This is a genomic window from Pedobacter riviphilus (assembly GCF_014692875.1).
GTDB classification, from domain to species: domain Bacteria; phylum Bacteroidota; class Bacteroidia; order Sphingobacteriales; family Sphingobacteriaceae; genus Pedobacter; species Pedobacter riviphilus.
Window position 1 is genome coordinate 5735316 of sequence record NZ_CP061171.1, and the last position, 13308, is coordinate 5748623.

Genomic DNA, 13308 nt, shown 5'->3' on the forward strand with positions numbered 1-13308 from the left:
TGGTGTTATTTTGCGGCTGTGGTTTTAGTCCAAATTTTTAATTCATCACAGGTATTAAATTCATCGTCGATTTTAATGTAAGTGCTTTCGCGACGTTTTTGAAACCATTCGCTTAAAGTACGATTAATTTTATCACTTTGTGCAGCATCTCTGATTTTTGGAAAATCTTGAGCTAAGTTTGCTTTGTGCGGCGGAATTTTAGATTTTAAATATAAAATACGGTATCCTTGTTTTCCATCAGCTGCGGTAAACAAGTTTGGTTTGGAAATACCACCAATTTTCATGCTATCGATTACCAAAAACACCGATGGATCTAATTTATCAACCGGAATAAAGGTACTTCTTGCTTGTACATTTTCGGCATTAAGCATCATACCACCATTGTATTTACTCTCTTTATTATCTGAATAAAGGTTTGCCGCAGCGGCGAAACTTAGTTTTTTACCGATAATATTGTTGTAAATACTATCTGCATGCAATTTTAAACGTGTTAAACTTTCTGGTGTAGTTTTAGGCATGATTAAAATATGCCTTACGTGCACCTGCTCACCTCTACGTTCTAAAACCTGTAAAAAGTGAAAACCATAATCTGTTTCGAATACAGGCGAAATTTCTCCCGCTTTTAGCTTAAACGCCCAGGCCGTAAATTCTTTAACCATGGTATTTCTGTCGATAAAACCATAATCACCACCATCGGCAGCAGAACCTGGATCTTCAGAATAAGTTTTAGCTAAAACACCCATATCCTCGCCGCTTTTAACCCTCAAACGAAGGGCTTCAATTTTATCGCGGAACTTCTGTTTTTCTGCTCTGGTTAACTGTGGATTTAAAATTACTTCACCAACTTCAACCTCGGTATTAAATTCTGGAATGCTATCGCCCAAAGATTTGAAATACTTTTCAACCTCCATTGGGGTAACGTTGATGTTTTCGGTGATTTTTTGTTGCATTTTTTGTGCAATCAACTCATCTTTTACTGATGGCCTGATCTCATCTTTGTACTGTAGTACCGATTTGTTTAAGAACTGCTCCAAACGCTCTTGGCCGCCGGCACGTTGCATGCTGTAACGCATACGCTTGTTTACTTCATCATCAACAGCACCATCTTCAACCATTACCGAATCGATTTCAGCCTGTTGTTTAAGTAGTTTTTGGGTTAAAGTTTGTTGTAATATTTTACATTTAATATCATTGTTGGGCTGGTTTCCCTGATAAAGATATTGTGTGTATTGTTGGTTTAAATCTGATAGCAGGATAATATTATTTCCTACAACAGCAGCAACTTTATCTACAGTATGCTTTTGAGCGAAACTGTTTAAAAACAGGCAAATTAAAGCGGTTGCTACTAAAAAAACTTTCTTCATTCTATTTGTTATATTTTGCAAATTTAATACTTATGGTCAAAAAAATCAGGTTGGTTATAACTTGGCAAGCTTTTTCAACTCGTTTTCATTAATTTTGATCTGATATTTTTGTTTTAGGCTTTTTAGCCATTTTTCTTCTAAACTTAGTTGGTAATCGGCCACTACCTCTCCTCTAACTTCGCTTAAAGGTTTATTGTAATTTTGTCGGTTTTTGATGTAAAATTCATTTATCGCCTGCTCGTCTTCCTGTGCCTTGTTCCATATTTTTTGTTCAGAAATATTGAACATTAAAACCCCTTCACGGTATTCATTCAACAAGAAATCTTGATCTTTGCTACTGACTCCAACTTTTTTATGTGTGGCCAATGCATCCTCATAAGTTTTAATTTCTTCCTGGTAGCTTGCGTTTTTATCCAATCCCATTTCCCGGGCATCTAAAACCTTGAGCTTAAAATTTATATACAAGTTTAAATAGGCTTGTAAAGTGTCGTACGCAGCACTAACGTTTCCGTTATGGCTTTTTTTGTATGCCCACATAAATTCCTTAACGCTTATTGATTTACCGTTTACCACAGCAACGTTTTGCGCAAACGAAATGCTATAAATAAAGCTAAAAACAAATAAGCAGTAAGCTTTCTTCACGCAGAGCACTCTATAAATTTTAAGGGATAAAAGTAACAATTAGCGACGCTATTATAAGATATTTAACTAATTTTAACAGAAATTATTATCCAACAAAAATACGAATGGAAAACCAGGTTACCAACAATGCGAACGCTTTACGTTTATTTTTTACTGAAGAGGTTTTCTTAGTAAAGGATGAAAGCGTAGAAATTCTGCCTTTGCGTAATCCAGAGCCTGTTTTGGTTGTCGAAAATGTTTCTGTTACTGAAGTAAAAGAACCTGTATTAAAACCAGAAATAGCACAAATTCCAGGGATTAATTCTACAAATGTACCTAAAGTTTATCCACAAGCTCCTGAAATTCCGCATATTATGGCCGAACCAGTACCCGAAAAAACGTTTAAATTTTTAGGTGGAAATAAAAAATCTGTGCTCATTTTAGTAAACGATAGTGAGCATGATGTAAGCACCGAGCAAGGCAGAGAACTGTTGCGGAAAATTGTTAAAGCTGTTGATTTGGGTACGCCCGATTTTGCTATTCTAAATTATTCAAATTATAGCGGAACAGATTTTGCAGAACTGCACCGGTTTTTTAAACCTGCTATTATGTTATCTTTTGGAGTAGAGATTGCCGAACTGAAACTGAACCTCACCTGGCAGAATGAAATCATCGTTCACGAAACCACAAGAATTATCTTTGCTCCAAACCTCCATCATCTTGATAGTGATTTAACTGCTAAGAAAACACTTTGGGGGCACCTTCAGAAAATTAAATAGCAGCTTCGCAAGCGTATCAAGTATGGAGAGTTAGCATAAAGTGCTGAGATAATGGCATTTTAATGCTGCTCCAAAACCCTTAAACCCTAAACCTTTTACCCTTCTTACAATGAAAAAACTTGTATTTGCTACTAATAATCAACATAAAACTGAAGAAATACGCGCTGCACTTAAAGGTAAATACGAAGTGCTAAATCTGGAAGATATTGGTTGTTTGGTTGATATCCCTGAAACTGCTGATACCTTTGAAGGCAATGCAACTTTAAAAAGCAGCTACGTGGTTGAACATTTTAATTTAGATTGTTTTGCAGATGATAGCGGTTTGGAGGTTGAGGCTTTAAATAACGAACCTGGCGTTTACTCCGCCCGATATTCTGGCAGCCGGGATAGTTTAGAAAATATTCAAATGGTTTTGGCTAGGCTTGAAGGGAACCCCAATAGAAAAGCTAGGTTTAAAACGGTGATCTCTTTAATGCAAGAGGGTAAAAACCATATTTTTGAAGGTATAATAGAAGGAACCATCAGAGCAGGCTTATCAGGTTCGAAAGGTTTCGGTTATGATCCTATTTTCCAGCCAGATGGTTATGATATTACTTTTGCTGAAATGGACATGGCCGAGAAGAATAAAATCAGCCATCGGGCCATTGCACTAAAAAAGATGTTGGCGTTTTTGAAGGGTATTTGAGGTGTCGTCATGCTGAATTTATTTTACAAGTAGAATAGTGTTTTCAATTGTCTTGTAGCTACTATGTGGTCAGCATCTTACAGGCCACGTAGACCCTGAAATAAATTCAGGGTGACGACTATAAGAATAAAACTACATTTTACCGCCCGTCTTTTTCACCTGAACAGCATCTTTTTTCACCTGTACTGAGTCTTTTTTCGGTAGGATGGGTTTAATGCCAAAGTTAGTGGTATCTGCCGGTTTAGCTTGAGGCATCTTCTTATCCAGGTTCAAACTGTCTTTTCCCAATGTGATTTTCGGTTTAACTGCAGTTGCCGTTGTTGACGGTTTATTTGCCGGCGCTGTGGTTTTGGCACCAGTTACAGTTTTACCCACAACCGTTTTGACCTTGGCTTTAGGTTTGCCCGAAGAGCCTATTGCATCTTTTTTTGATTTTGGGCGTTCAGTAGGTTTCCACGAAAATCCTTTTAATACATGATCTTTTGCAATCGTATTTTCGGGGTTCAAAGCCCCTTCTATTCCCTTGATATAAACAATTTCCTCGATGGCATTTTCCTTATCCTTAAAAATGAACTTTATCCTGCTGCTTAAGGTTTGGTTCATTTCCTTGTACACCTTTGTGCTGTCATCCTGGGTATAATAAATGCTTTCGGCATTGCCATCTACATATAGGTTCTTGAATTTTCCGTTGGTAAAGAAACCCGTCATTAACCTTCCTTTTATCTGGTTAAACCTTAATGAATCTTTTGGCGTATTTACTAAAAATGCATTCCTAAATGCCTGTAGATTATTTAATTTTTTATTCTTAAACTGAACAAATATCGTGTCGCCAACCTGTTGAGAGCCTTCTGACCAGATGATCGGGTTGCTGTAACAACGTAAAGTAGAATCGGCACTGGTATAAAACAGACTGTCGGTTTTGGCCTGTATATTCGTTTTAAAAATTTTAACACCGTGGTAAGCTTTAATGATACGCGTTTGAACAGTATCAGCCGGGTTAAATTTGGCAGTATCAGTCTTTAATACTCCGGGTTTTAAGTTTCCTAAAACTTTTGTTAAGCTATCTTTAACGCCAGATTTTGTTATCTTTTTTTGTAAACTATCAATTTTGGTTTTCGATGCATCCTTTATAATAGAACTGGTTTTGTTAGCTAACTTTTTTAGGCTATCTGTTTTAAGTTTAGGTAGGTTTTTGATAATAGAGTCGGCTTTTCCCTTTAAAAGGTTGCCCTTTTGTAAACTATCCAAATTAAGCTTAGGAAGCCCCTTGCCAAGTGAGTCTACTTTCGATTTTAAGCTATCAATGCTTTTATCTTTCAGGTTAAGCTGGTTTTCTGTTTCGGCATCGCCTTTGTTCTTTTTCTTTTTGTCGGCCTTGTTATTTCTAGCATTGCGCTTATTTCTGTCTTCTTTTTGGGCTGATTCAGCTTCAGGTTTATATTTTGGCTCCCCTTTTTCTTTTTTTCCACCATCTTCATCATCTTCACCAACCTGATTGTCGGCTTTAATGGAAATTTTAGGTATTAACTTTAAGGTTTTTTGCAGTACCATTTGGGTTTCTAAGGTGTCAGCACCCAACCACAAACTATCAGGTCTTTTTTTATTCTTCACCATTACCGAATCTTCGGTGCCTATTCCTAAATAGGCATTTCTGGTAACCAACGTCCGCTGATCTAGTTTGTAGTAATAACCTAAATCGCCGAACATTTTCATTTTATCCTTCGTATCAGAGAAAACAATGTTTTTTACAGCCTTGCCAATGCCTTTCTTGCCGTAATAATATAAACTATCACCTTTTAAAGATCTGGTGCCTTGGGTATAAAGGTTTTTCTTCCCAAAAAAGGCATCTTCTGTCATGGTATTATACTGGCCATTTTCGGTGTAAAGATTATCGTCTTTTCCTTTGATATTGGTTGGTCCGTAAAAGAAAGTCCATTTACTTTGCGTGTTGTAGCTCATGGTATCCGACTTTATCGTCGACTGTGGCGTAACTACAACTACATCATATTTAAAATAGGCATCATTCGAGTTGCTGAAATAATAGCCATTTTTGCTGGTCAGCGTTACTTCCTTGTTTACAATTTTGCCACCGCTGGTATAAGTTCCTATCTTACTTAAGGTATTATAATCTAAAATATTAGTCGTTAAAATCGATGTTGGATCGATCATCTTCACATTTCCGGTTAAATGCGCATGTTTTTTATTGCCATCGTACTCCAGTTGATCTGAATAAATATCGGTGGTAAGCTGGTTGATATGAACGTTTTTAAAAGCTTCAAAATAGTTCCGTTCGCTATAAAATACGGCGCTGTCGCAAGTTAAAGTGGCATTGTCTTGCTGGAAAATTGGGTTTTTTAGAAGAGTCTTATTATCTTTAGTTATAACAAAAACTTTTGCAAATGAAATGACTTTAATTTTACTCCCTTGCTTTTGGGCGAAAAGAATTATGGGGGAAAAAACTAAGAAAGTAAGAATAAATAATTTTTGCACTAAGCAAATATCAGATTTTTATTTATTAATCCAACTAGTTAATAGTAGTTCGTAAAAAAAATGATAATTATTTATCAACATGCTTGGCTACACTCCAAATGTAATCCTGAACAATAGTCAAATATTTCATTTGGGATGTTTCTTCGATTGCAGTTTCTAGATGGGATTCCAATAATTATCTAGATATGCTTAGCACAAAGTGAGTGCTAGGCATATTTTAATTTATTTTATTGTGGATTGGGTAACTGATCGCATTGATATTGTCCAGAGCAATTTGCATTTACCCAATCAATTGAAGCTTGTGCACTCCATAAGATCGCGACCTGACCATCGCATTGGCACATATAATCCCCACTTCCACTTCCGTTTTCAAGGCCTCCCATGACTTTTTTCAGTTGAGTTCTTGATAACACTTCTGCTTTTTCAAAGGCGTTTGGCTTTAATGTTAATTTTTTCATTTTTACGTAATTTAAATATTATTTTATTAAATGTACAAGAATCATTTAATTTTATCAAAATTAAGATAAGTGGCCTTCTTTTTCATATCGCCTGCGATGTGCTGGTAAGAAATGATTTTAATCTTCGAAGCGGGTTGCTGACCGAATAAAAATACTGGACTGATTAGAATGAATAAAAAGATAAATAGTTTTTGCACAGCCAAATTTACTTAAACTATTTATGTAATGAAATATAATTATAGCATGGGCTTTTTATGGCCATGCTATATACCCATTTAAGTGTTATACAGTTTGGTTCTCGCATTCATAGGTCACCTCGGTGCCACACATTACCGAACCTAAATTCTGTGCATCCTCAGAGTTATTAGCGTACAAATAACTTCCTGGTGAGCCTGTACACCAACATTTGTAAAGACCACCTTTAACTTTTTTCATTTCTGCTCTTGTTAATACTTCACCGTGGCTAAAAGCATTTGATTTTAATGTTAATTTTTTCATTTTTGATAGATTTAAATTAAAAATATTTATTAAAAATACAATATGGGTTTATATCATCAAAATTAAATATTTTTGATGGATGTTACCCGTAAAACAATTTCAGGATTTTATTGAACAGCAACAGCTGTTTGTTCGGGCTAACAAGATTCTTTTGGCCGTAAGTGGTGGAAAAGATTCGGTATTAATGTTGCATCTGTTTAAAGCAATAGGCATTGATGTTGGTGTGGCCCATTGTAATTTTAATTTAAGAGCCGATGAAGCACAACGTGATGAAAGTTTTGTAGCACTATTGGCCAAAAATTTAGGATTACCTTTTTATGTAACGCATTTTGACACCAAAAAATATGCCGCCGAAAATAAAATTTCTACCCAGATGGCCGCACGCGATCTGCGCTATAACTGGTTTGAAGAAATTAGGTGTAAAGAAGGATACGATTATATTGCACTGGCCCAACACCAGAACGATGCGGTAGAAACCATACTCATTAACCTTACCCGTGGTACAGGCATTAGTGGACTGCATGGTATTTTACCTAAACGTGATTTACTGATTAGACCCTTACTCTTTTTAAACCGGCAGCAGATTGATGAAATAGTAAGGATTAATAATATCAATTTTGTAGAAGATAGCTCGAACGCAAGCACGAATTATACACGGAATAAAATCAGACTGCAGGTAGTTCCGCATTTGCAGGAAATTAATCCTAATCTCGAAAAAACATTTGCCGAAAATATCGTACGCTTTGCTGAGTTGGAGGTTTTTTTAAATATCCAGGTTCAGAAACTTTCAAATAAAATCCTAAATAAAAGGAATGATGGCATTTATATCCCTTTGGAAGAAGTTTCGAAATTAAACCCACAAAAGCTCTTGCTTTACGAGTTACTTAAGCCTTTTAATTTTGGCGAAAATGTAGTGCAGGAAATTTTAGATAGTTTAAAGGCTTTAAGTGGTACACATTTTTTTAGTGCCACACATCAGGCCATTATCAATAGAAGTGATCTGGTTATTGTTGAAAAAAACACATCAGTTACCGCTAACCAGTTTATCCATCCAACAACAGAAAACATTGTTTTTGCCAATGATGAAATTTCGCTGAGGTTTACAGATGAAGTGAAATTCGAAATTAATTCGAATAAAGCATTTGTAAATGCTGATAAATTAATTTTCCCTTTGATATTGAGGAATTGGCAAAATGGAGATAAATTTATTCCATTGGGCATGCGTAATCCCAAAAAAGTAAGCGATTATTTTATCGACGAGAAAGTTCCCCTACATTTGAAAAGCGTTACACCGATTTTGGTTAACGGCAATGGCGAAATTGTTTGGATTGCTGGTATGCGACAGGATAACCGATATAAATTAACTACAGCAACAAAAAAAGTTGCTATATTCGAACTCAAAATTAAATAAGTGGAAAGCAAATACGCCTATATCGAAAAACAGTACATCGGCCGTGATTATGTTCGTATTTTCATTAGGCTTATTATGGCTGCGTTCTGTTTTGCAGCCTACGTTTATGAGCGCGATCGTGACAATACGCAAGATTTGTTCCTTGTTGTAGGCTTCGGGATCATCGGTGTTTCGATGCTTTTGCTTTTCCTTATCCAGTACAAAATTGTGGTAGATAATGGTAGCATGATCTTGGATGGTCTTTGGACAACCAAACGTGTTAAGATTGACCTGAACAGTATTGTTGACGTTCGTAAGGCAACTTACAGCCGTTATTTTTTCAATAATCCGGTTTACAACCTGCACACAAAAGGTACGATCCGTTTTTATTCATCTGGTAAAGATGCGGTTGTTTTAACCGATCGCGATGGCTTAGAATATTTTATTGGTACCCAAAGGCCTAACGAACTTTTCCTTGTAATAAAAGAAGAAATGCGAAATCTCAAATAATAATTGGATTGCAATAATTTTCCTCTAATCTCTTATAAAATCTCTACTCAATATCTCATCTTTTTTATTGCAATAAGCCGACATGCATTATAGATTAAAATCGGGTACATTTGCGATAACAACAATACATGTACAATGAAGATAGGAATTGTTTGCTACCCCACTTTTGGCGGTAGTGGAGTAGTTGCAACAGAACTTGGTAAAGCACTTGCTAACGAGGGTCATCAGGTTCACTTTATTACTTATAGTCAGCCCGCAAGGCTCGATTTCTTTTCTGCCAACCTGTTTTATCACGAGGTTTCGGTAAGAGATTATCCACTTTTTGATTATGCGCCTTACGAATCGGCTCTGGCCAGCAAACTGGTAGATGTTGTCCGTTTTGAACAATTGGATGTATTACACGTTCATTATGCCATTCCACATGCTTCTGCTGCTTTTATGGCGAAGCAGATTTTGGCAAGTTATGGCATTCATATTCCGGTGGTAACTACTTTGCACGGTACCGATATTACTTTGGTGGGTAAAGATCCAACCTACAAACCTGTGGTTACCTTTTCTATTAATCAAAGCGATGGTGTAACTACGGTGTCGGAAGATTTAAAAGAAGATACTTATAATCACTTCGAGATTACGAAAGAAATTAAGGTAATCCCAAATTTTATAGATTTTTCGCGATTCAGTTTACAGGCAAAAGGACACTTCAAAAAAGCAATTGCACCAAATAACGAACGCATTTTAATCCACACCAGTAATTTCAGGAAGGTGAAACGTACGGCTGATGTGATTAGGATTTTCGAAAAAGTACAGGCTGTTATTCCATCAAAACTTTTAATGGTAGGCGATGGACCTGAGCGTGCTTACGATGAGCAGCTTTGCAGATCGTTAAATATTTGTGAAAATGTAAGGTTTTTAGGTAAACAAGATGCAGTAGAAGAGATCTTATCCGTTTCAGATCTTTTCCTAATGCCATCAGAATCGGAGAGTTTTGGCTTGGCAGCATTAGAAGCAATGGCTTGTAAAGTGCCGGCAATTACTACAAATGCCGGAGGTTTGCCAGAGCTTAATGTTGACGGATTTTGTGGTTACATGAGCAATGTTGGAGATGTAGATGCGATGGCAGCCCATGCCATTGAAATATTAAAAGACGATGAAACACTGAACCGTTTCAAAGAAAATGCTTTTGCAAGGGCACAGGATTTTGATCTGAAAAAGATCCTACCAATTTATGTTAGCTATTATAAGGAAGTAATTGAAAACTCTTTGCAAGCTAAATATTAGCCGCTAATTAGTCCATATCAAATTTTATAAAAAAGTTTTGCCGTGCTTGCATCGCAAAACTTTTTTTTGTGTAGATAATTTGAGCATTAAGAGATCTATTGAGCTGCATTAGTTGATAATGCATATTAACAATATTTAACAAATTAAACTTTCTCAAAATCAAATGATTATAAATCGTATCTTTGCGGCTTGAAACGGTTTGGTAGATAAAGATTCTTAAAATCATTTCAACGAAATTAAAAAAGAGGTTATCCCAAATGAAGAAAATAGTTGATTACAGAAAGCTTTTGAGTGTAGATAAAAATGCTGAGTTAAAAGAGCTTAAATCTGTGTACCGCACATTGATGAAAGATTGTCACCCTGATAAATTTCAGCAGGAAGAAGAGAAATTAGATGCAGAAGCTAGAAGTAAAGAAATTATCGAAGCTTACCATTTCCTGGTAAGTATTGCGCCTGAAACACGTGAACAGAATATCGAAACGTATACGCAGACTATTACCTTATCGAATATTCAGGACTTCGAATACAAACAACAGGTTTTAAATATCCAGTTTTTTGACGGAAGTGCTTACGAATATTTCGATGTGCCAAAAGCGATCTACGTGAAATTGGTTAACGCCGATTCTCCAGGCCGTTTTGCCCGCAGACATATCTTTAATGAATTCCCGTATCGCAATGTAGCCAGGGTTGCAGAACCGGCATAATACGCGACAGTATAGTATTTGAATGGCCCCAATGAAAATCGGGGCCATTTTTTTAGTTTTTTCGGCTCGTCATACTGAACTTGTTTTAGTATCTATCATGCTATAAGATCCTGAGTTAAACTCAGGATGACGATCGCCGGGTGAGTTCCATTGTATTGAACTTGTCCAGTATCTATCACATTAAACTCAAATATTCAGACCACTTTAATTCCTTTGGCAATATTTTGTTGCTAAACTCTAAATGAATTACCCTTCTTTTTTGATTGTTAGTTGTTCTGCCCGAACTGTGCAGGAGCAGCGGTTTCATAATCATCACCCCGCCTCTTTTTATGTTGCAACTTATTTCTTTTTCTACATTCCAGTTGATTGTTTCGGGACGGTAAATGCTTTTACTATGCGAATTGACAATTACTTTTAATGCGCCGTTCTCCTCGTTGGTGTCGTCGAGATGGATGCGTATGGTGAAATTGCTTTCGAGGATATCAAGCGGAGGCTGTACAGCAAACTGCTTGTGTTTGTTGGTGTACGGGCCAAATCCGGCTATTTCCACTTTCTGATTAACTGAAATTGTTAAATCCTGATGATAGGAAACAAACCAATTTGAGGTTTCTGGTTTGTCGAAATAGATCGATTTGACAAGAAAATAATCTTCGCCAAAAACCTCTTTTAAGATATGTTTGAGTTTGTGATTGAAAATAAGATCTATTGTTTCTGGAACTTCTTTTAAAAATTGACGTATGGCAAAAAGATCGTCCGATTTTCTAAAGGTTTCTTTTGTAGAATCTGCCCTGTTAATCGCCGCTAGGATATTTTCAATTTCTTGATCTGTAAATACATCATCTACCACCGAAAATCCTAATTCGCGAATTTCTCTTTCCTTAACCGCTAAATCCATCACTTCAATTATTCAACATGGGCTTAAAGCGGTTATCCTTATTTCTTAAGTCCAAGCCACCTTCGTAAACAGATTTTAGATTAACCAAATAAAAACTCCAGCCGTTGTGGCAACCTAAGCGAATATTTCTTTTTGCATGGTCATCCAAGGGAATATTCTTTTGCGTCAACTCTACAATTACGTATTCAAACTCTTCTCTGAGTTTAATCTCGACCAAACATTCGCCTGCAAAAGTAAACTGAAGCTGATCTTTGCCATTGGCTTCAGTTATGCTTCCGTTTTCAATATCATCATAGAGATACCAGATCCATTTGTATTTATCGCCTTTCAATACGTTTTGTGTTTTGTTAAGCAATACGCTGTTTTCGTCAGAGAATTCCGCCTCACATAAAAACCATTTCTCCATTTCGCTGGCTTTTGTCCAGGCATTGTACATATCCTCAAGTTTCGCTTTAATAGCAATCTTAATGGTGAATTTGGTCCAATCGAAGTTTTCCATTGGCTTAATTTTAGGTGATTAATTAAAAACCAAACAAACTGGTGCGCCAACATCAATGCGTTTACCGCTATCGGTTAATTTGCCAGTGGTTTTATTTCGGCTAAAAATAACGATGTTGTTGGTGTATTGATGGCCGATCAATAGAAATTTTCCAGTCGGATCAATCGTGAAGTTCCTTGGTCCTTTACCCAGCGTGCTTACCGTTTCGATGAATTTCAATTTTCCGGTAGGCAGAATTGAAAAGGTAGATATGCTATTGGCATCTCCACGGTTGGTTTCGTAAAGAAATTTTCCATCAGCCGAAACATGGATATCGGCACCATCAATTTTTCCGCTAAAATCTTTCGGCGTAGTGCCAATTTCCTGAATTTTGGTTAAGCTTCCATTCGAATAAGAGAAAACTGTTATGCGGCCATTAAATTCATGTGCTAAATAGGCGAATTTTCCATTTGGACTAAAAGTGATGTGCCTCGGGCCAGTGCCTGCGGTGGTTTTAATTACCGACTTAAGGGTTAATATTTTTTCTTTTGAGGTAGGGTTATAATTGTAAATATAAGTTTGATCTTCGCCCAAATCATTAACAATTAAATATTTATGGTCTGGCGTAAATTTAACCATATGTACATGTGCGCTTTCTTGCCTGCCTTTAGGATCGATGCTTTTTCCGGTATGTTTGATCGTTTGTAAAGCGTCAGTTAAAGTCCCGTCTGTTTTTCGTGAAAATACCGCCAAACTGCCGCCGCTATAATTGGCCACAATTACATTTTTGGCATCAACGGTAATAAAACATGGATCGGCACCTTGGCTATCTACTTTATTTAAAAAAGTTAAAGCGCCAGTTACTACATTGTATTTAAAAGCACTTACTGTGCTGGTAGCTCCGGTTTCATTAACGGCATAAACAAATTGATTATCGGGTGAAACGGCTACGTAACTTGGATTAGCGGTGTTTTTTGCAATGCTTTTTACAGTAGCAGTCGCTGTTAAAACATTGAAGTTATAAGTATAAATCCCTTCGCTTTTTCCCGGTGCTGTATAGGTACCTACAATCAGGTTGTAGTTGGTTTTTTGAGCAAATGTTAAGGTAGATAGTATGGTGAGCGCAAGTAATGAACTAAATTTTTTCATGAAACGATG

At 36.5% G+C, this 13308-nt stretch carries 14 protein-coding genes; 6 read left to right on the plus strand and 8 right to left on the minus strand.

Translation table 11 applies throughout. The features are described from left to right. Positions 1-5 precede the first annotated feature (5 nt). Both H9N25_RS23785 and H9N25_RS23790 read right to left on the minus strand, forming a co-directional pair. Positions 6-1364: a peptidylprolyl isomerase gene (locus tag H9N25_RS23785; RefSeq protein WP_190327457.1), complete on the minus strand. Its 1359-nt coding sequence runs from the start codon at positions 1362-1364 to the stop codon at positions 6-8. A 54-nt stretch (positions 1365-1418) separates the two neighbouring features. Next, positions 1419-2006 (minus strand): hypothetical protein, encoded by a 588-nt coding sequence (locus H9N25_RS23790; protein WP_223833510.1) that lies wholly within the window; start codon positions 2004-2006, stop codon positions 1419-1421. Between the two features lie 104 nt (positions 2007-2110). Between H9N25_RS23790 and H9N25_RS23795 the strand changes: the two genes are divergently transcribed. Both H9N25_RS23795 and H9N25_RS23800 read left to right on the plus strand, forming a co-directional pair. Continuing rightward, positions 2111-2764, plus strand: a complete 654-nt coding sequence (locus H9N25_RS23795; RefSeq protein ID WP_190327458.1) for a hypothetical protein — start codon at positions 2111-2113, stop codon at positions 2762-2764. A 109-nt stretch (positions 2765-2873) separates the two neighbouring features. Further along, positions 2874-3449 carry a non-canonical purine NTP diphosphatase gene (locus H9N25_RS23800; protein ID WP_167296516.1) on the plus strand — a complete coding sequence of 192 codons (576 nt, stop codon included), beginning with the start codon at positions 2874-2876 and terminating at the stop codon, positions 3447-3449. Between the two features lie 132 nt (positions 3450-3581). Here H9N25_RS23800 and H9N25_RS23805 read toward each other — a convergent pair whose 3' ends face one another. From H9N25_RS23805 to H9N25_RS23815, 3 genes are all read right to left on the minus strand, one after another. After that, a complete protein-coding gene (locus tag H9N25_RS23805; RefSeq protein ID WP_190327459.1) occupies positions 3582-5939 on the minus strand; it encodes an OstA-like protein in 2358 nt (785 codons plus the stop codon). A gap of 227 nt (positions 5940-6166) precedes the next feature. Beyond that, positions 6167-6397, minus strand: a complete 231-nt coding sequence (locus H9N25_RS23810) for a hypothetical protein (protein ID WP_190327460.1) — start codon at positions 6395-6397, stop codon at positions 6167-6169. 282 nt (positions 6398-6679) lie between these two features. Continuing rightward, a complete protein-coding gene (locus H9N25_RS23815; RefSeq protein WP_190327461.1) occupies positions 6680-6895 on the minus strand; it encodes a TIGR04149 family rSAM-modified RiPP in 216 nt (71 codons plus the stop codon). A 79-nt stretch (positions 6896-6974) separates the two neighbouring features. On the opposite strand from H9N25_RS23815, the gene tilS reads away from it, so the two are divergent. From tilS to H9N25_RS23835, 4 genes are all read left to right on the plus strand, one after another. Continuing rightward, positions 6975-8306, plus strand: coding sequence for a tRNA lysidine(34) synthetase TilS (tilS, locus tag H9N25_RS23820; protein WP_190327462.1), 1332 nt, complete (start codon positions 6975-6977; stop codon positions 8304-8306). After that, positions 8307-8795: a hypothetical protein gene (locus tag H9N25_RS23825; protein ID WP_029282618.1), complete on the plus strand. Its 489-nt coding sequence runs from the start codon at positions 8307-8309 to the stop codon at positions 8793-8795. A 135-nt stretch (positions 8796-8930) separates the two neighbouring features. Beyond that, the gene (gene bshA, locus H9N25_RS23830; RefSeq protein WP_167296519.1) at positions 8931-10073 is read left to right on the plus strand and encodes an N-acetyl-alpha-D-glucosaminyl L-malate synthase BshA; all 1143 of its coding nucleotides are present in this window, start codon (positions 8931-8933) and stop codon (positions 10071-10073) included. Between the two features lie 257 nt (positions 10074-10330). Beyond that, complete coding sequence (locus H9N25_RS23835) at positions 10331-10777, plus strand: KTSC domain-containing protein (protein WP_167296520.1); 447 nt, start codon at positions 10331-10333, stop codon at positions 10775-10777. A gap of 175 nt (positions 10778-10952) precedes the next feature. On the opposite strand, the gene H9N25_RS23840 is transcribed toward H9N25_RS23835, so the two are convergent. Genes H9N25_RS23840 through H9N25_RS23850 form a run of 3 tightly spaced genes read right to left on the minus strand, consistent with a single transcriptional unit; the run spans position 10953 to position 13299 of the window. Beyond that, positions 10953-11672, minus strand: a complete 720-nt coding sequence (locus tag H9N25_RS23840; protein WP_190327463.1) for a phytanoyl-CoA dioxygenase family protein — start codon at positions 11670-11672, stop codon at positions 10953-10955. A 4-nt stretch (positions 11673-11676) separates the two neighbouring features. Next, entirely contained in the window at positions 11677-12171 is a 495-nt protein-coding gene (locus H9N25_RS23845) for an SRPBCC family protein (protein ID WP_167296523.1), read from the minus strand. A gap of 18 nt (positions 12172-12189) precedes the next feature. Next, positions 12190-13299 (minus strand): lactonase family protein, encoded by a 1110-nt coding sequence (locus tag H9N25_RS23850; protein WP_190327464.1) that lies wholly within the window; start codon positions 13297-13299, stop codon positions 12190-12192. Positions 13300-13308 lie beyond the last annotated feature (9 nt).